This is a genomic window from Pseudomonas sp. KH_040 (assembly GCF_057839305.1).
This window is the reverse complement of record NZ_CM174487.1, coordinates 2,371,432-2,388,495: the sequence shown is the minus strand read 5'-3', so window position 1 is coordinate 2,388,495 and position 17,064 is coordinate 2,371,432. Positions and strand designations below refer to the sequence as shown.

The window sequence follows — 17,064 nt, the reverse complement described above, 5'->3', positions numbered from 1 at the left end:
CAAACAAAACCACAAAGACGGAGAACGATATGCACATTAAAAAGCTCGTGCTCGCAATGGCCATCGGCGCAGTTCTGTCGGCGTCCACGGTCCTCATTCCGGACAGTGTGTCCGGGGTGTCCAATGCTTATGCCAAGGATGGTGGGAGTGGTGGTGGAGGCAGTGGGGGCGGTAGCGGAGGGGGCGGCGGCGGAAGTGGAGGCGGAGGCGGAGGAAGTGGCGGGGGCGGCGGCGGTCACGGTGGCAGTGGTGGAAATGGTGGTGGCAGTGGTGGAAATGGTGGGGGCGGAGGCAGTCACGGCGGGGGCGGCAACAGTGGTAGTGGCGGTGGCAACAGTGGCCACAGCGGCAGCGATCACGGCTCGGGGCACTCGGGCGACAGCGGCTCATCCGGTCGCAGCGGCGCCCATGCTGAAGCAGGAGATGACCATGGCGTCCACCGCGCTGGTGAAGTCGGTGATGACCACGGGGTCCACCGCGCGGGCGAAGTCGGTGATGATCGTGGCGTGCATGCTGCAGGCGAAGTCGGCGATGATCGTGGCGTACATGTCGGCGGCGAGCCGGGCGATGACAAGCGCGCCAACTGATCCATCCTGAAAACACCACACCCCCTGTGGGAGCTGGCTTGCCAGCGATGAGGCCGGGTCAGGCAAAATTGTATTGCCTGACACACCGCCATCGCTGGCAAGCCAGCTCCCACAGGGTTTTGTGGCGTTTACATATTCCGCAGACAACCATAATCCCAATGTAGGAGTGAGCCTGCTCGCGATAGCGGTCATTCTGACACTGAAGCTGTGACAGACAGAATGCTATCGCGAGCAGGCTCACTCCTACAGTTTGATTCGCGTACGGCTCAGAGGGCGACGTGGCTCTCGTTCAGGCGTTCGCGCAAAAACTCGACCAACGCCTGCACCGGTCTCGAGGCCTGGCGATGCTGTGGGTAAACGGCTGAAAGTGTCAGCGGTTCCGGCCGCAAATCATCCAGCACCGGCACCAGCCGGCCATCCTTCAACGCCGCGCCGACAATGAACGTCGGCAGATAAGTAATGCCCATCCCCTGCACCGCCGCATCCCTGAGCAACTCGCCGTTGTTCACGCGCATACGCCCGGTGACGTTGACCAACACAGGCTTGCCCTGCCCCGCATTGAACCGCCACTGCACCGAACGCCCATGCCCATACGGCAGGCAGTCATGGCTGTGCAGGTCTTCGGGTTGCTGCGGCGTGCCGCGCTCGGCGAGGTACGCCGGGCTGGCGCAGTACACCCGCTCGATCGACGCGATACGCCGGGCAATTAGCGTCGAGTCTTCCAGTACGCCAATGCGCAGCGCCAGATCGTAGCCCTCACCGAGCAAATCCACCGGGCGGTCACTCAAATCCACCTCGACCGTGACCTCGCGATAGCGCTGCAAAAACATCGGCAGCAGACACCCCAGATGCGCCACGGCAAACGACAGCGGCGCACTCAGGCGAATCGTCCCGCGTGGCTCGGCGGTCTGCCCGGCGATGCCCTGCTCCACTTGCTCGACTTCGCCCAACAGGCGCAACGCCGATTCGTAATAACTCTGCCCCAGCGGTGTGACGTCGAGGCGCCGCGTCGAGCGGTTCAACAAGCGCACGCCGAGGCGCTCTTCCAGTTGCATCAAGCGCCGACTGACGAACTGCTTGGACAGGCCCAATTGATCGGCCGCTGAGGTGAAGCTGCCGGAGTCCATGACCTGGCAAAAAATACGCATGTCTTCGAACGGGTTCATTGTCACTCTCTGGTGGACAGTTAAACGCTTTATAGCCGCTTTTTCACTTTCGAGCAGCTCATTAATCTGTGCTCACGGTGTTGCTGAGGCCTGAAGCCCAGCGCCACAGCAGCCCGCAACCCAGGCATAAAAATTCAAAAACATTCAAAAGGATTTCCACCATGAACATCGTCAAGAAAACCCTCACCGCGTCCCTCCTCGCCCTGTCCATCGGTAACGCCTTCGCCGCCGAAAACAGCGGTGTCGAACACAACACCCAAGCCTTCCTCAATGCCCTCGCCGCCGGTGGTGGCAAACCGCTGGAGCAACTGAGCCCGAAAGACGCCCGTGCGGTGCTGACCGGTGCGCAGGCTTCGGTAAAAGTGGATCTGTCCGGTGTTGAAGTCAGCGACAAAGCGATCAAGGTCGATGGCCAGACGATCAACCTGAAAGTGGTGCGTCCGGCCCAGATCAAGGGCGAGTTGCCGGTGTTCATGTTCTTCCACGGTGGCGGCTGGGTGCTCGGTGATTTCCCGACCCACCAACGGCTGATTCGCGACTTGGTGGTGGGCTCTGGCGCCGTCGCGGTGTACGTCGATTACACGCCGTCGCCGGAAGCGCAGTACCCGACCGCGATCAACCAGGCTTACGCCGCAACCAAATGGGTGGCCGAGCACGGCAAAGATATCGGTGTCGACGGCAAGCGCCTGGCAGTAGCGGGCAACAGCGTCGGCGGCAACATGGCAGCGGTCGTGGCGTTGATGGCCAAGGAACAGAAAGCCCCGGCGCTGCGCTTCCAGTTGCTGATGTGGCCGGTGACCAACGCACAGTTCGACGACGGTTCGTACCAGCAATTCGCCGAGGGCCATTTCCTCACCAAAGGCATGATGCAGTGGTTCTGGGACAACTACACCACCAACCCGGCCGAACGTGCGCAGATCCATGCCTCGCCGCTGAATGCCAGCGCCGAACAGCTCAAAGGCTTGCCCGCCGCCCTGGTGCAGACCGCCGAATTCGACGTGCTGCGTGACGAAGGCGAAGGTTATGCGCGACACCTTGATGCGGCAGGTGTAGCGGTGACCTCGGTGCGCTACAACGGGATGATTCATGACTTCGGTTTGCTCAATCCGCTGAGTCAGATTCCTGAGGTGAAAGCGGCGGTGCGTCAGGCGGCGGCTGAGCTGAAAACTCATCTGAATCCATAACGGCAAAAGATCGCAGCCTGCGGCAGCTCCTACATTGGAATACGTTCTCCTGTAGGAGCTGCCGCAGGCTGCGATCTTTTCACTTGCAGACACCACGGAGCCAAGGTCATGACATTTTTCTACACCCATCTGCTGTCCTGGAGCGCCGCCCTGCTGTTGCTCGACGCCGTGCTCTGGCACTTCTCGCCCTTCACCCATCGTGCTCCGAGAGTCGCTGTGCGGCTGGTGCTGTTTCTGGCGTTCACGGCGCTGGTGATCAACGCCGGTGTCAGCCCGCTGCAAGCACCGCTGTTCGCCGATGACCGTGTCGCGCAACTGGGGGCGACGGCGTTGGGGATTCTCTGGTGGCTGTACGCGGCGCGGGTGCTGACCGAAGTCATCGGGCTGGCGCTGATGCGCCGTATCGGCCATAGCGGTCGGTTGCTGCAGGACGTCATTGGTGCACTGGTGTTTCTGGTGGCCATCGTTGCGGCCGCCGGTTACGTGCTGGAACTGCCCGTGAAAGGCTTGCTGGCGACTTCGGGGGTGGTGGCCATCGTTGTCGGTCTGGCGCTGCAAAGCACCCTGGCTGACGTGTTTTCCGGGATCGTGCTCAACACCACCAAGCCGTATCAGGTGGATGATTTTGTGGTGATCGACGGCGTTGAAGGCAAAGTCTTCGACATCGACTGGCGCGCCACCCACCTGCTGACCAGCGCCGGGACCATGGCCGTGGTGCCGAACTCGGTCGCGGCCAAGGCGAAGATCGTCAACCTCAGTCGCCCGAACAACATGCATGGCGTTTCGATCAGCATTCAGGTACCGAATCACATCCGCCCGCGTCGTGTTCTGGATGCGCTTGATCGCACCTTGCAAGGCAGCAGCAGTTTGCTCCTCAGCCCGGCGCCGAAAGCCGTGTTGAAAGAGGCCGGTGAAACCATGTCGGAATACGTCGCCAGCGGCTTCATCGCCGAGCTCGGCAAGAAAAGCGAAGTGCGCAACCAACTGTTCGACCTCGCCCACCGGCATCTCGAAGCAGCCGGGATTTCGCGGCATCCGGACGGCGTGATCGAACCGTCGACCCGCGCCCGCGCGTTGCTCGATGAAGTGAAAATCTTCCGCTCGCTGAGCAGTGAGGAGCGTGATCGTCTGGCGGAATCGATGGTTGCGCAGCAATACACCGCAGGCCAGGTGGTGCTGGATCTGGATGAAGTGCCGGACAGTCTGTTCGTGATTGCCACCGGCGTCGTCAGTGCGACTGTGGCGGATGGCGACAGCAAGGTCGAGGCCGGGCGAATGGGGCCGAGTGAGGTCATGGGTGAACAGAGCATTCTGGCGGATACGCCGTCGCAGGCGACGTTCACGGCGTTGACGTCGAGCATCATTTATCGGCTCGACAAGAATCTCACTCGTGAGTGCATGGAACAGCGCACGGAGGTGGGCCGGGCGTTGAACAAGTTGCAGGCGGTGCGTCAGCAGAACAGTCGCCTCGCGTTGATGGCCAAGCCGGTGGCGGTGAGGAAAGGTGGATTTTTGGGATGGTTGCAGAAGCGTTGAAAGCAAAAGATCGCAGCCTGCGGCAGCTCCTACATGAGAACGCATGTAGGAGCTGCCGCAGGCTGCGATCTTTTGATCTTACTTGGCAGTGAACTTGGTATAGCTGTTGATCAGGTTGCGATAGTTAGGCAGACGCTCCGACAGCAGATGCGCCAGACCTTCCATATCGTTGCGCCAGTCGCCCTGCAGCTCGCACGCCACCGAGAACCAGTTCAGCAGGTGTGCACCCGCCGCCGACATCCGCGCCCACGCCGCTTGCTGCACGGTGGTGTTAAAGGTGCCCGACGAGTCCGTCACCACAAACACTTCGTACCCTTCAGCAATCGCCGACAAGGTCGGGAACGCTACGCAAACATCCGTCACCACACCGGCAATGATCAGTTGCTTGCGCCCGGTTGCCTTGATCGCTTTGACGAAATCTTCATTGTCCCAGGCATTGATCTGGCCCGGACGCTGAATGAACGGTGCATCCGGGAACTGCTCACGCAGTTCAGGGACGATCGGGCCGTTGGGACCTGCGTCGAAACTGGTGGTCAGAATGGTCGGCAGCTTGAAGAACTTGGCGATGTCGCCCAGCGCCAGCACGTTGTTCTTGAATTCGTTCGGGGTGAAATCCTGGACCAGCGAGATCAGACCGGTCTGGTGATCGACCAGCAGTACGACCGCATCATCTTTGTTCAGACGTGTGTAAGGAACGCTCATGGGAAAACTCCTGATGGACGGATGGATGAAGCGTTGAGCGCCGACCGGATGGGCGGCGCTTCAGGGGAAATCAGAAAGCGAAGCAGGAGCAGCCGAACGCGCCCCAGAAACCGGCGAAGTCGCTGACCGGTGCGTTCGACATCCGCGCCTTTTCATGGCTGTGGGTGTGCACCGCGCACGGGCCGCTGCACTGGTGAACCTGCGCCTGCAACGGCGAATTCGGCCGCCAGTGGCCCGGGACTTTCACCACCGGCGACCAGTCCGGCAACACCGGAATCGAGCGCGGGCCGAGGTCTTCGAAGTCGCCGGCGGCGTAAACAATTTTGCCGCCGACCACGGTCATGACCGATTCGATCCACTTGATCGCTTCTTCCTCGACATGGAAGAAGTCCGCGCTCAGCGCCGCCAGATCCGCCAGTTGCCCGACCTTGATCTGGCCTTTCTTGCCCTGCTCCGAGGAGAACCAGGCGCTGCCGTGGGTGAACAGTTCCAGTGCGGTGGTGCGCGGCAGACCTTCTTCGTACAAGGCCAGACCGCCGACCGTGCGACCGCTGACCATCCAGTACAGCGAAGTCCACGGGTTGTAACTGGAAACGCGCGTGGCATCGGTGCCCGCACCGACCGGCACACCTTCGGCGAGCATGCGTTTGATCGGCGGGGTCGCCTCGGCGGCTTGTTTGCCGTAGCGATCAACGAAGTACTCACCCTGGAACGCCATGCGATCCTGGATCGCGATGCCGCCGCCCAGCGCTCTCACCCGCTCGATGTTTTGCGGGGTGATGGTTTCGGCGTGGTCGAAGAACCACGGCAAGCCGTTGAACGGAATGTCACGGTTAACCTTCTCGAACACGTCGAGCATACGGCTGATCGATTCGTTGTAGGTCGCGTGCAAGCGGAACGGCCAGCGCTGCTCGACCAGGTGGCGCACCACCGGCTCCAGCTCTTCTTCCATGGTCTGCGGCAGGTCCGGGCGTGGTTCGAGGAAGTCCTCGAAGTCCGCCGCCGAGAACACCAGCATCTCGCCGGCGCCGTTGTGACGCAGGAAGTCGTCGCCCTGATGCAACTTGACGCTGCCGGTCCAGTTCTGGAAATCGCTCAGCTCTTCTTTCGGTTTCTGGGTGAACAGGTTGTAGGCGATGCGCACGGTCAACTGGTCGTCTTTGGCCAGTTGCTCAATCACCTGATAATCGTCCGGGTAGTTCTGGAAACCGCCGCCGGCATCGATCGCACTGGTCAGGCCGAGGCGATTGAGCTCGCGCATGAACTGGCGGGTCGAGTTGACCTGATATTCCAGCGGCAGCTTCGGCCCCTTGGCCAGCGTCGAGTAGAGAATCATCGCGTTAGGCCGCGCAACGAGCATGCCGGTCGGGTTGCCGTTGCTGTCGCGGACAATCTCGCCACCCGGCGGGTTCGGCGTGTCGCGGGTGTAACCGGCGACGCGCAGTGCGGCGCGATTGAGCAGCGCACGGTCATACAGGTGCAGGATGAACACCGGGGTGTCCGGCGCGGCCTGATTGATTTCTTCCAGAGTCGGCATGCGCTTTTCAGCGAACTGGAATTCGTTCCAGCCACCGACCACGCGCACCCATTGCGGGGTCGGCGTACGGTCAGCCTGATCCTTGAGCATGCGCAGCGCGTCGGCCAGCGACGGCACGCCTTCCCAGCGCAATTCGAGGTTGTAGTTCAAACCGCCACGGATCAGGTGCAAGTGCGAGTCGTTGAGACCCGGGATGACACAGCGGCCATGCATATCGACCACTTGCGTGTTCGGCCCGCGCAGGGCCATGGCCTGGTTGTCGTTGCCGACGACGACAAAGCGGCCGTCGGTGATGGCCACGGCACTGGCCAGCGGTTTGGTGCGGTCTACGGTATGAAACTGGCCATTGAATAAAATCAGATCGGCGCTCATCGCAGTTCCTCAAGCAAAGTGAAAAGGAGCGAACCTCGCGCGCTCAACGCGGCGAGGTGTCTTGGGAATCGAGGTGTTCATGGGCCTGGCTGGCTTCGAGCCATGGCGAAAACAAACGGGTGACCGGCGGCATCACCACGTACACCACCGACAGGACGATGGTCAGGGTGATCAGGAAAGTAGCGACCACATAGTTGGAAAGAAGCGGATGCAGCGCCAGCAGCGGCCCCCAGATCAGTGGCACGAGCAAGGTGTGCGGCAGAATCACCAGCAGCGTGACCACCGCTTGTTTCCAGCGCGGCGGCGGCGAAGCGGCATCGGCCAGTGGCGTAAACCAGAATTCATTGATTGGCGCGACTTCGGTCTGATCGCCATCAGCCAGCATTGGCGCCGCTTCGGCGACCAGCGCCTGACGCTGCGACGACTCAAGCCACCCCTGCATCGCTTCGGTGCTGCTGAAACGCAGCACACAGGTGTAGAAGTCGAGACGGCCGCGCTTGCCGCGCACCACGTCCACACCCAAATGCCCCTCACGCTGCCCCGCCACGCGGACGATATTGCGCAGCCAGGCCTCATACGCTGACTCGAAACCGGCCTTGACCCGGTGTTTGATGATCAACGTGACCGTCTCATCGGCCCCCGGTGACTGTGGATTGAGGACTTCAGGCATAACGCAACACTCCGGGCAAACGAACAGAAATCGCCAGCCGTCCCGGCCCGGCGATCAACACAGTGCTAAACAGGATCAGCAGCAACCAGCCGAACTGCCCCTCGGCCACACTCCATTGCGGATGCACGACCAGCAACGCCACCAGCAGCACAAAGAGAATAGGCACGCAGGCCAATCGTGCCAGTAACCCGGCGACGATCAGTAGTGGGCAGAGGACTTCGGCGAAGATCGCCAGGATCAAAGTGAGGTGAGATCCGAGGTGGAACGGGTCTTCGATCAGTTGCAGTTGCGCGGTGAAGTCGAGCAGCTTGGGCAAGCCGTGGACCCACAGCAGAAACAACCCGCCACTGACCCGCAGGAACAGCAAACCGATGTCGCGTGCCTGTTCATCTGTTGAGGCATTCATGACCCGACCCTTGAAATGTCATTGGCTGGAATCATGCCAATGATGGTCGGGAGGAAATTGGATGGGTGTGCTCAGTTCTTGCGATCAACCAGGTTGCCGGGAACGCCGAAGAACTCTGTGGGAGCTGGCTTGCCAGCGATAGCGGAGTGTCAGGCGACGTCGCTGTTGGCTGAGCTGACGCCATCGCTGGCAAGCCAGCTCCCACAGGGTTTCTGAGCGCCCCAAGTTCCGCGTGGGAACGATCAGTGGTCCGGGTTAGCCCGGTAACTCCAGGTTATCCAGCACCCGGTTCACCGCCAGCTCGCCGAGCATGATCAACTGCGCAATCCCCAACAACGCCCGACGCTGCGGCGCGGGCAACAGGTGGGCGACATCCTGGGCGATGGTTTTGGCCGAGGCGAGTGTTTCGCTGGCATCGGTCAGCAGGTCTTCGTTTTTGGTGTCAGCGGTCACGGCATACATGCCACGGGTTCTGCGTGGGGGCGGCGTGGAGCCGGGTGGAAGGAGGTAATGGTCGAGGGCGCGGTCGGCGGCTTCGTGGAGTTTTCTCGAATCGATGGATTCGTAGGGGGATGTGGGGTCGATGTCTGGCGGGTTGGGTGTGACTTTAAACATGGTGAATCTCCTTTTTAGAGCCGGGATCACCACGTCCTGTCGCTAAACAGGATGGGTGGCGACCGTATGCAGGTTAGCGAACCGGTAAAAAGGCAACCCGGTAGACCCGAAGGTCTCCCGCATACAGCCGCCATAGCGAAGTGCAGACGATAGCCTGCAACGAAGCATGGAGCGCTGATGCACTTTTTTTGGTCCGAGTCGCTAAACCCGATCGCTGAGTTTTCAGCGACCACCAAACGATAGAGACCGGGCCACAAGCGCACAAGCCGGCGGATTCTGGCGTAGCTGTAGGCAAAGGCGCAAGGATGCGTAGCCTGAAAGAGTGTCTGTGGGTGTTGCTTAAACGGCGATGTTTAATCCACCGACAACTCAAGAATCCCACAGGGGATCAGTGCTGTATTTGAGATTTGCGCAGGGATTCAGCTAGCCGGGATATCCAGCGGCGCTGCCATGACTGGTTTAAGGTTGCCGAGTGCAAAGGAGCTGTGTTCATTGAACGTTACCACTGCTCGATTTCGGTGAATCCGCCCCCAACCATTGATCCGCTGGATCGTAATCGAACACATATGCACTTCTCGATTCGTTAGAGGCTACCCGTACAATCGGCAGAAAGTGCCCGGTCTGGTTGAAATAGTCCCATTGAAAAAATTGAGCGTTCAGACGCCCCGAGGCCGCGACGTAAAAGAACGCTTCCAGAGGTAGCTGCGCAGGGATGTCCTGCGGCCAGTTAGCGATGATGACCTCGTTGTGTACGCGCTGATCAGCGACGTTGAGTCGAGCACGCGCTTCGACGCTTACCGCAAACGGCGCTTGGTCACCTTTGAGACTGCAACCGTGATATCGGCTGGTCTGTGCGTAAAAATGAGTGATCACCTCCTCCACATCACTTATGCCTTGCTCATCACACGGCCGGCTTTCTTGGGGGGCATCGGAATGCCCATTGCAGCTGTCGCTTCGATAAAAAGTCGCACCGTCGAACGGGAAAGAGCAACGCAAGGTCAATGGATAACCTGTCGGAGCCGCGAGCTCCTTCATGATCAAGCCCTCGTTCTTGGCCCAAGCCAGAACAGGCAAATGCACATCCGCCCGCAGATAGGAAAAAGACACACCATTGCGCTGAATCGAACCGGGGCTGGGGTTCCACGCATGAAAGTTCGGCGAGGCGTCGGTGGTGCGTATCAACACGCCGTTGCAGTTATAAGCGGCGGTATTGCCCCGGCATGCCATGGCGGTATCGGCGTAACGCGCATTCAGTCGCGCCGCCACTTCATAGCCGCTGTAAACCTGCTCCTTGAGATCGAAACCGAACACGGCATCGGGCCCCTGCATCAGGTCCATGCGCATGATGGGCAACCAGTCGCCGGTCGCGATGAAGTAAGCCCGCTGATCTCTCTGCGCGCCGAGTAACGCGGCGGGTTGCGTCACGTCGTAGTACAGGCCTTGTAGCGGTAGTTGTTTCGGTGCGCTGACATCCCAGTTGCGCAACTGCACCTGCATCGACCGAACCGACCATTCGTTATCAATGCGCTGATGTGCCAGCAGGCTGGCCCTGAACTGTGCCGGGTCAAGGCTGCTCAATGAACACTGCTTTGCTATTTGTAAATCCTGCTGATGAAAATGCGTCAACCAGCTCTCGGCATCGGTCACGCCTTGGGCAGCGCAAGAACTGCTGTCACGTCCTGACGTCACTGCGCCGCAACCAAAGTCTGGTCTATCGTCATCCAGTGCCAGTTCGAATGGATAGGCACATAACACGTTCAGCGTTTTACCCAGACCTATGGCAGTGAATGAATCACTGAAGACAACACCGTTGGCTGATGACAAGGTGCGAGTCCCCAGGTCGCTGCGCAGATAGACAAAAGCCTCGGCCCCCAACTGCGTGGCGACCTCACCGTGTTTCCAGAACTCAAGAGCCGGATCACTGCCGCGCACCAGCACACCGCTGCAAAAATACGCTGGGTTGGCGCCCGGGCATTCGGCCGTGGTGTTCTGATAACGTCTGTTGAGCAACTGCGCGGTTTCCGGGCCGGTGGCGGCGAGGACCGGACCGCTGAGCAACAGCAATGCCAGCAGGTATCGGGTTATCTGCATCCGTGCGCCTTGCATGGCTTCTACCCCCTGCCCTTTTGACGCTTCGCTTGAGTCGCACTAACCCCGAGGACCTGCCAATACGTGTCCTTGTTGTGCGCACTGGCATTGTCATTGACAGAATCGCCGTTAAGGTCATAAGTCCACGCGGTACCGCCACCCAGATCTTCGCCGGTCCATACGGGATAATTCAGCCACTCAAGGTAATCGGCCACCGGGCCGGCGTCGGGGAAGTACAGCGTCCACATGCGTTTGATCTGGGTCAGCGTGACCGGCTGCAATTTTGCTGTTTCGCACAGTGTGAGCATCCCTTGAAAATCCGCGCTGTGGGTAAGGAAGTGCACTTCAACAATGCCCTTCACAGTCAACGGGTAGGTTCGGGTCTGGCTCTGGCTGTCGGTGGCGCTGATCGTACAGTCGCCATTGCGAAGCGCAGTGACTTCGCCCGACAGCGTATCGACACTGGCAATGGCCGGATCGCTGCTGGTGTATTGATAGGGGCCACTCCCCCACTGCGCAAGACGCGTCATTCTGGCCGCTTCGGGTAACTTCATCGGCGGTTTATCAACCGACACCACATGGTTGTGCGCGCTCAGATCGAGGGCCGCCTGCGCGTCAAAACCTGACTGCAATAGAAGCTCCAGTCTTTGCGACGGCACACGATCGCCGCCATAGAACTGCACTTCGAAGTGAATGGGGACGATGTCGTTTGCGTCGGCAATCAATTCACTGCCAAGCACGGTGAAGGTGACGTCTTTGCCAACAGCGGTGGGGCCAATCGGGATGTCATCGGTGTACTCGCCGACACTAAGAAAAACGTGATCACGATAGGCCATGCCGTCATAGGGTTTGATTCTGACCGTCACGCCTTTGGCCGGAATATTCGCAGGATCGAGTACATCGCCGGGCGCTTCGTCTACTGACGGTTTGAGCGGGGTGTTTGTTGTTTTGTGCATGGTGAGACCTCACACGGCGCTCGGTCGAGCGCCGTGTTCCGGGTTTGAAGCAAGGCTCAAGGGCAAGCGTTCAACGCCCGGTATTCAGCTCGGCCCAGCGACTGGCCAGAAGTGCCCGGCCTCTGGAGATCGGAGTGGCGTGATAAGACACCTTGCCCCTCAGCCGCTCCTGTACGGCGCTGCTGTCCCCGCCGCCATCGGCATGTCCCCAGGTCACGACGCGGCCGTCAGCGGTTAGCGCAGTAAACCCATGAGTGTTGTCGTATAGCGCTTGTACCTGAGTCAGCTCAGTGACGACCGTCGAGGTGTCGCCACCTACAGTCGCATTCCCCCAGGCGACCACTGTGCCGTTCTTGCGCAACGCGGCAAAAGCCATGGAGGAACCACACACCTGAACAATGTCATCGAGCGCCGCGATTTCGGCAGGTACCAGACCACCCTCCGCAGGAGTGCCCCACGCCACTACATGACCGTTGCCTCGGCGCGCTGCGAATGCGCGCCAGGTGGAACTGACCTCGACAATGTCCGTGAGCCCGCCGATCAGCGCGTCAATCGTCCCGCCGTACGCGGCCGTTCCCCACGCCACCACCTGCCCGGTGGCACGCCTTGCAGTGAAGGCCTGCGCGTTGGCGCAGCTCAATTCGATGATGTCGGTCAGCGACGCAATTTCAGCCGGCACTGCGCCGCCATAGGTGGCGTGGCCCCAGCCGACAATCCGCCCATTGCCACGATGCGCGGCAAAGGCACCAAAGCTGCCGATCAGATTGTCGATATCGGTCAAGCCTGCAATATCACCGGGAACCACCCCACCGTTTGCCGCCAGGCCCCAGGCCACAACATTCCCGGCGGATCGTTTTGCTGCAAAAGCCTGACCCGCCGCCACCACTCGAACAATATCCGTCAGTGCGCTGATGTCTGCAGGAACACTACCTCCATCGGCAGATGTGCCCCAGGCAACCACCTGCCCGGTCGTCTTCAACCCGGTGAACGCGGTCGCATTACCGATGACTTCGACAAAACCCAGCGGATCCATACCGCTCATGCTTCCGCCCTCGGCGGCGGTTCCCCAGGCGACAACTGCACTATTGGCGCGGCGAGCCGCATAAGCGCTGCGCGTGCAGCTCACCTCAACGATGTCATCCATGGTGATGATGGTCGGAGGAATATTGGCACCGTACGCAGCGTTGCCCCAACCGGCGACATCCCCGACATCTCGGTGAGCGACGAAAGCCGCGAGTCCTGTGACCGTAGTGTCGATCCCGTTGCCAATGATATTCGCCGAGTTGAGCGTGACCAGATCATCGGCAGTGCGCACTTGCAGCGGCTGCTGCGGTGAGGTATCGCGCCAGGTGGCGGCGGTCATCCACTCTGTGTCCGAAGCGTACTTCCACTGCGCTTGCAGCGCCTGCCCGGTGGTAGCATTGAATGCGCTCAGTACACGAGTGGCACTGGACGCGCGATAAGTACTGCGGTTATAGCGCGCCCCCATGATCTTCAGGGTGCCGCTGCCAATGACCCGGCGAACATCGTAAACCGTCGGCACCGACGGGCCATCGGTCCCTCCCGCCTTGCGCTTGACCTCATAACGCAACGAGATGCTGTCATCGAGGTTGGCGCTGATCACCGTGTGGGCCACCTTGATCGCGCTGAGTTCTTTGTCGGCCTCTGCTGCCAGAACCGTGTGGGGGTAAGGAGTGGTGGTTTTGCCAACCACGGTCACGGTGATTTCATCGTCGGTCTTCAACCGAGCAGTTGCCGGGATCACTACCGTTGCGCCGTTGGGGTAGACATCGTCCGGGTTCAACTGATCCTTTTGCGAGCCCGTGGCTTCCCGGAAGGTGGCAACCGGCAGCCGGAACTCCTGCGCTTGCACGTCAAACTCATAAGGTTTGCCGTCCGCCTCGCCGCCGTTAAACAACTCGACCCGATAATCGACAGTCACTTTTTTGTTCAGGCTGGCCTGCACAACGGACAGGTCAACAGTGAACTCGATCGGTTTGCCCTTGTTATTGCCACTGACCGCTTTGTCATCGGTGTAATTGACCACTCCGTCCGATGATGCCCAGGTCATATAGAAGTGATCGCCGGCATTCTCGGGATCATTGGCCGGTATCTCAACGGTTGCTCCGTCCGGAACATTGGCCGGGTCGAGAATGTCATCCAGCGCCTGCACCACGCGGGCCGGGTCCAGCAATTGCCGAGATTCGCCGACGGAGAACACGAGGGGGTTGGAATAACTGAATGTGTCCGTCTCCTTGCGCCATATTTTGTACTTGGCCGTGATCATGGACCCGCGATTTGGCTCAATATGCTCGGCTACGAACGTTTGGCTGAGTCGGAATGACACGTCCATATTCTCGTTGAGCACAGTAATGTCGATGATGTCGCCGGTCTTGCCTGTTTTTGCCCCGTCCCAATCGAAAGCCACCTTATCACCGCGTTTCGTCGGCGTGACGATGGGTTTGGGAACAGTCAGCCGACCAACGCCGTTGGGTAAATCAGCAGGCTCCAGTGAGCCATTGTTTTCGCCCAGCACGATCGGTTTGACCAACTCGAATTTTGGCTCGCCCACGCTCAGCGATGCCGCGGGACGCGACACACGCCTGACAATTTCATCGCTCCCATCCACACTCAAATGGACATACGACAGCACCAGTGTTCCGCCCTCAATGGTCTTCAAGTGCAAGCCTTCGACAGTGAGGAAGAAACCGATCGGGTCGTCGATTTCCTCCCGGCTCGGTGTATACCTTTCGAATTCCGGGATATAGGCACTGCCATCCGGACGTTTACCGAACCACACCAGTTCAAACGCATCGCCATAGTTGAACAGCGAATCAGAGCGAATCAGAATCCGGGTACGTGCCAGGTCAGGGTCAATGGCGCCCTGGTTTTCATCTTCAGCAACAGGGGCATCCAGGCGCGTGGCCTCGCCGTTGACTTGCACGAACTGACCTTTGGATTGCAGCGGATCGGCAATTCCCTCGCGCTCGACCTCATAAGAAAAAATCACCTGGGTTGCGACAAGCCTGCGCAGATCCGCATTCTCGAACTCGAACTCATAGGTGTGGGGAAGATTGTCGACCTCCTGCCTTGGCGCAGTGAACGTGACGGCTTCACCGTCGGCGCTGGTACCGCTGACTTTTACTACAATCCAGTCCTGATGTTTGAATTCGCTCGAGGTTGCCCAGACCTGAACAACGACGTTTTTTTCACCCAACCGGTCAAGGTCGAGAACATTGTTGAGCGCATCCTTGACAATAGGGGCAACCAGCCGATTGGTGTTGAGCGAAACCCTGATCCGGGTTTCTTTACACCAGTCCTCCGAATAGTTGTGGACGATATCGCGCACGCGAAAGCTCACGGCCAGGCCCACCGCATCGGTATCACCTGCTTTTTCTATAATCGCCCGCTTGACGTAAATCGTGATGGGATTCTTCACCGGATCACTGATTTGCTCCGCCGTCACCGGGTCGCCCCAGATAAAAATGCCGCCCCAACTGATCTGAGGCTGGTCGCCCACGGCAATCTCAGGATAGGGTTCGCCGCTACCGGATGCGTTTCGAATGACGATAGGCACACCCGCTTTCGGCGCATCCGGATTACCCTCATCATCCGGATCCACCGGAATGTTGTCGCTGTCCACTCCACCAGAGACAAATTCCGGCGGGATGAACATGTACAGATTGGAATGCCCCGGCCCCTCCTCCGTATCCTGTCCGCCGGGAATTTCCAGCTTGACGAATATTTTCAATGGCGGCGTGTACGTCTCGGCGGGATCCAGGCCTAATCGCTTTACCCAATAGTCGATTTCATGGGAGCCCGAAGCAAGATGCCGCGGAGCAACGAACAGGGTCGCACGCTGATCAGATTCTGATTGATCACGAATGGTGTACCGATCCACCTCGACAGAGCCTTTCCTGAGCACCACCAGGTCGCCTTTACTCTTGGTCGTCCATGGGCTGAGGTAGACCTGCAACCCTTCGTCCGGATAGACCCCTTGCGCCGCAGCCCGATTGATCCCCCACTCTCCCGAGGGAAGGATGGGAAGCGTACGACCGGTGATATCCGGCTCAGGAAGTGCCAGCGTTGCGATCTTTTTTTTGAGTTTTAAAAGCATGACAAAACACTCCTGCCGGGGGATTAGGCGACGGAGTGATTAACAGCCAGAAACAGAAAATCGTCACCTGTCAGATCTGACAGGTACAGAGCAATTTCCGACGAGCGGAGGGGTCAACGTGGCGGTATATCCAACGGCGCCGCCATGAACTGGCTGATCCGCGAGCGCAGCCATTTCTCCGCCGGATCGTTGTCATGCACCCCGCTCCAGGCCATCGACAATTGCGCCGCATCAATCGGAAACGGTGGATCTTCGGCGCGCAGCGCACAACCTTCCACCAACGCGCAGGCGGCGTAATCCGGCACAGTGGCGATCATCTCGGTGCCGGCGAGCAAGGCGCGCAACCCGCTGAACTGCGGCACACCCAAGACCACGCGGCGCGTACGGCCGACCTTAGCCAGATCCATATCGATATTGCCGCTCAAGTCGCCCGAGAACGACACCATCGCGTGCGGGCGCTCGCAGTATTCGTCGAGGGTCAGCGGCCCCGGTCGGTCGTCGCCGCGCAGAACCTTGCAGGGAATGTCGCGCAAGGTCTTGCGCTTGGCATTGGCCGGCAGATCGGTGGTGTAACTGACACCAACGGAGATTTCCCCAGAGGCCAACAGTGCCGGCATCAGCAGGTAGTTGGCGCGGCGCACCACCACGACAATCCCCGGCGCCTCTTGCTGAAGCTGACGCAACAACGGCGGAAACAGGCCGAATTCGGCGTCGTCCGACAAGCCGATGCGAAACACATCACAACTGCTCGCCGGCTCGAACTCCTTGGCCCGGCTGACCGCTCCGGAGATAACGTCCATCGCCGGTTGCAGCTCTTTGAGAATCGCCAGTGCCCGCGCGGTCGGCTCCATGCCGCGACCGTTGCGCAACAGCAAAGGGTCGTCAAACAGATCGCGCAAACGCCCCAACGCGGCGCTGACGGCCGGTTGCCCCATAAACAGTTTTTCAGCGACGCGGGTCAGGTTCTTTTCGAACATCAGCGCTTCGAAAATCACCAACAGGTTCATGTCAACGCGACGCAGATCGTTACGGTTCATGGGCACGGATTCCTTTTAGCCAGTCAGACGCCAGTGCTACGCACTTTACGCGATCAACGGGACTGTCAGCGCCGTTTCGCAGCGAAATTAA

General features: G+C 59.7%; 13 protein-coding genes. 3 read left to right on the top strand and 10 right to left on the bottom strand.

Annotation, left to right across the window (positions count from 1 at the left end):
- Positions 1-29 precede the first annotated feature (29 nt).
- On the top strand, positions 30-587 hold the full coding sequence (locus tag AC3IUF_RS10725) for a hypothetical protein (protein WP_489281002.1): 558 nt from the start codon (positions 30-32) through the stop codon (positions 585-587).
- A 266-nt stretch (positions 588-853) separates the two neighbouring features.
- Here AC3IUF_RS10725 and AC3IUF_RS10720 read toward each other — a convergent pair whose 3' ends face one another.
- Complete coding sequence (locus AC3IUF_RS10720; RefSeq protein WP_007913544.1) at positions 854-1,753, bottom strand: LysR family transcriptional regulator; 900 nt, start codon at positions 1,751-1,753, stop codon at positions 854-856.
- 161 nt (positions 1,754-1,914) lie between these two features.
- Between AC3IUF_RS10720 and AC3IUF_RS10715 the strand changes: the two genes are divergently transcribed.
- Together AC3IUF_RS10715 and AC3IUF_RS10710 are read left to right on the top strand one after the other, a co-directional pair.
- Entirely contained in the window at positions 1,915-2,937 is a 1,023-nt protein-coding gene (locus AC3IUF_RS10715) for an alpha/beta hydrolase (protein ID WP_489281001.1), read from the top strand.
- Between the two features lie 108 nt (positions 2,938-3,045).
- Positions 3,046-4,473, top strand: a complete 1,428-nt coding sequence (locus AC3IUF_RS10710; protein WP_489281000.1) for a mechanosensitive ion channel domain-containing protein — start codon at positions 3,046-3,048, stop codon at positions 4,471-4,473.
- A 78-nt stretch (positions 4,474-4,551) separates the two neighbouring features.
- On the opposite strand, the gene ycaC is transcribed toward AC3IUF_RS10710, so the two are convergent.
- From ycaC to AC3IUF_RS10665, 9 genes are all read right to left on the bottom strand, one after another.
- Positions 4,552-5,175: an isochorismate family cysteine hydrolase YcaC gene (gene ycaC / locus AC3IUF_RS10705; protein ID WP_007913541.1), complete on the bottom strand. Its 624-nt coding sequence runs from the start codon at positions 5,173-5,175 to the stop codon at positions 4,552-4,554.
- A 70-nt stretch (positions 5,176-5,245) separates the two neighbouring features.
- Positions 5,246-7,084 (bottom strand): amidohydrolase, encoded by a 1,839-nt coding sequence (locus AC3IUF_RS10700; RefSeq protein WP_489280999.1) that lies wholly within the window; start codon positions 7,082-7,084, stop codon positions 5,246-5,248.
- Positions 7,085-7,127: 43 nt separating this feature from the next.
- Positions 7,128-7,754: an antibiotic biosynthesis monooxygenase gene (locus AC3IUF_RS10695; RefSeq protein ID WP_095111652.1), complete on the bottom strand. Its 627-nt coding sequence runs from the start codon at positions 7,752-7,754 to the stop codon at positions 7,128-7,130.
- Positions 7,747-8,160: a DoxX family protein gene (locus AC3IUF_RS10690; protein ID WP_007913538.1), complete on the bottom strand. Its 414-nt coding sequence runs from the start codon at positions 8,158-8,160 to the stop codon at positions 7,747-7,749. Before AC3IUF_RS10690 ends, AC3IUF_RS10695 begins: the two co-directional genes overlap by 8 nt.
- Before the next feature lie 255 nt (positions 8,161-8,415).
- The gene (locus AC3IUF_RS10685; protein ID WP_489280998.1) at positions 8,416-8,775 is read right to left on the bottom strand and encodes a DUF6124 family protein; all 360 of its coding nucleotides are present in this window, start codon (positions 8,773-8,775) and stop codon (positions 8,416-8,418) included.
- 489 nt (positions 8,776-9,264) lie between these two features.
- Positions 9,265-10,785, bottom strand: a complete 1,521-nt coding sequence (locus tag AC3IUF_RS10680; protein ID WP_489280997.1) for a hypothetical protein — start codon at positions 10,783-10,785, stop codon at positions 9,265-9,267.
- Positions 10,786-10,886: 101 nt separating this feature from the next.
- Positions 10,887-11,819, bottom strand: a complete 933-nt coding sequence (locus AC3IUF_RS10675) for an Ig-like domain-containing protein (protein ID WP_489280996.1) — start codon at positions 11,817-11,819, stop codon at positions 10,887-10,889.
- Between the two features lie 70 nt (positions 11,820-11,889).
- Complete coding sequence (locus AC3IUF_RS10670) at positions 11,890-15,936, bottom strand: RCC1 domain-containing protein (protein WP_489280995.1); 4,047 nt, start codon at positions 15,934-15,936, stop codon at positions 11,890-11,892.
- A 113-nt stretch (positions 15,937-16,049) separates the two neighbouring features.
- The gene (locus AC3IUF_RS10665; protein WP_007913518.1) at positions 16,050-16,973 is read right to left on the bottom strand and encodes a LysR family transcriptional regulator; all 924 of its coding nucleotides are present in this window, start codon (positions 16,971-16,973) and stop codon (positions 16,050-16,052) included.
- Positions 16,974-17,064 lie beyond the last annotated feature (91 nt).

Excerpts from the sequence above, each read along its gene's own strand:
- AC3IUF_RS10710 (WP_489281000.1), top strand. The coding sequence starts at position 3,046 with ATGACATTTTTCTACACCCATCTGCTGTCCTGGAGCGCCGCCCTGCTG.
- AC3IUF_RS10725 (WP_489281002.1), top strand. The coding sequence starts at position 30 with ATGCACATTAAAAAGCTCGTGCTCGCAATGGCCATCGGCGCAGTTCTG.
- AC3IUF_RS10670 (WP_489280995.1), bottom strand. The coding sequence starts at position 15,936 with ATGCTTTTAAAACTCAAAAAAAAGATCGCAACGCTGGCACTTCCTGAG.
- AC3IUF_RS10685 (WP_489280998.1), bottom strand. The coding sequence starts at position 8,775 with ATGTTTAAAGTCACACCCAACCCGCCAGACATCGACCCCACATCCCCC.
- AC3IUF_RS10690 (WP_007913538.1), bottom strand. The coding sequence starts at position 8,160 with ATGAATGCCTCAACAGATGAACAGGCACGCGACATCGGTTTGCTGTTC.
- AC3IUF_RS10665 (WP_007913518.1), bottom strand. The coding sequence starts at position 16,973 with ATGAACCGTAACGATCTGCGTCGCGTTGACATGAACCTGTTGGTGATT.
- AC3IUF_RS10720 (WP_007913544.1), bottom strand. The coding sequence starts at position 1,753 with ATGAACCCGTTCGAAGACATGCGTATTTTTTGCCAGGTCATGGACTCC.
- AC3IUF_RS10715 (WP_489281001.1), top strand. The coding sequence starts at position 1,915 with ATGAACATCGTCAAGAAAACCCTCACCGCGTCCCTCCTCGCCCTGTCC.
- AC3IUF_RS10675 (WP_489280996.1), bottom strand. The coding sequence starts at position 11,819 with ATGCACAAAACAACAAACACCCCGCTCAAACCGTCAGTAGACGAAGCG.
- AC3IUF_RS10700 (WP_489280999.1), bottom strand. The coding sequence starts at position 7,084 with ATGAGCGCCGATCTGATTTTATTCAATGGCCAGTTTCATACCGTAGAC.
- ycaC (WP_007913541.1), bottom strand. The coding sequence starts at position 5,175 with ATGAGCGTTCCTTACACACGTCTGAACAAAGATGATGCGGTCGTACTG.
- AC3IUF_RS10695 (WP_095111652.1), bottom strand. The coding sequence starts at position 7,754 with ATGCCTGAAGTCCTCAATCCACAGTCACCGGGGGCCGATGAGACGGTC.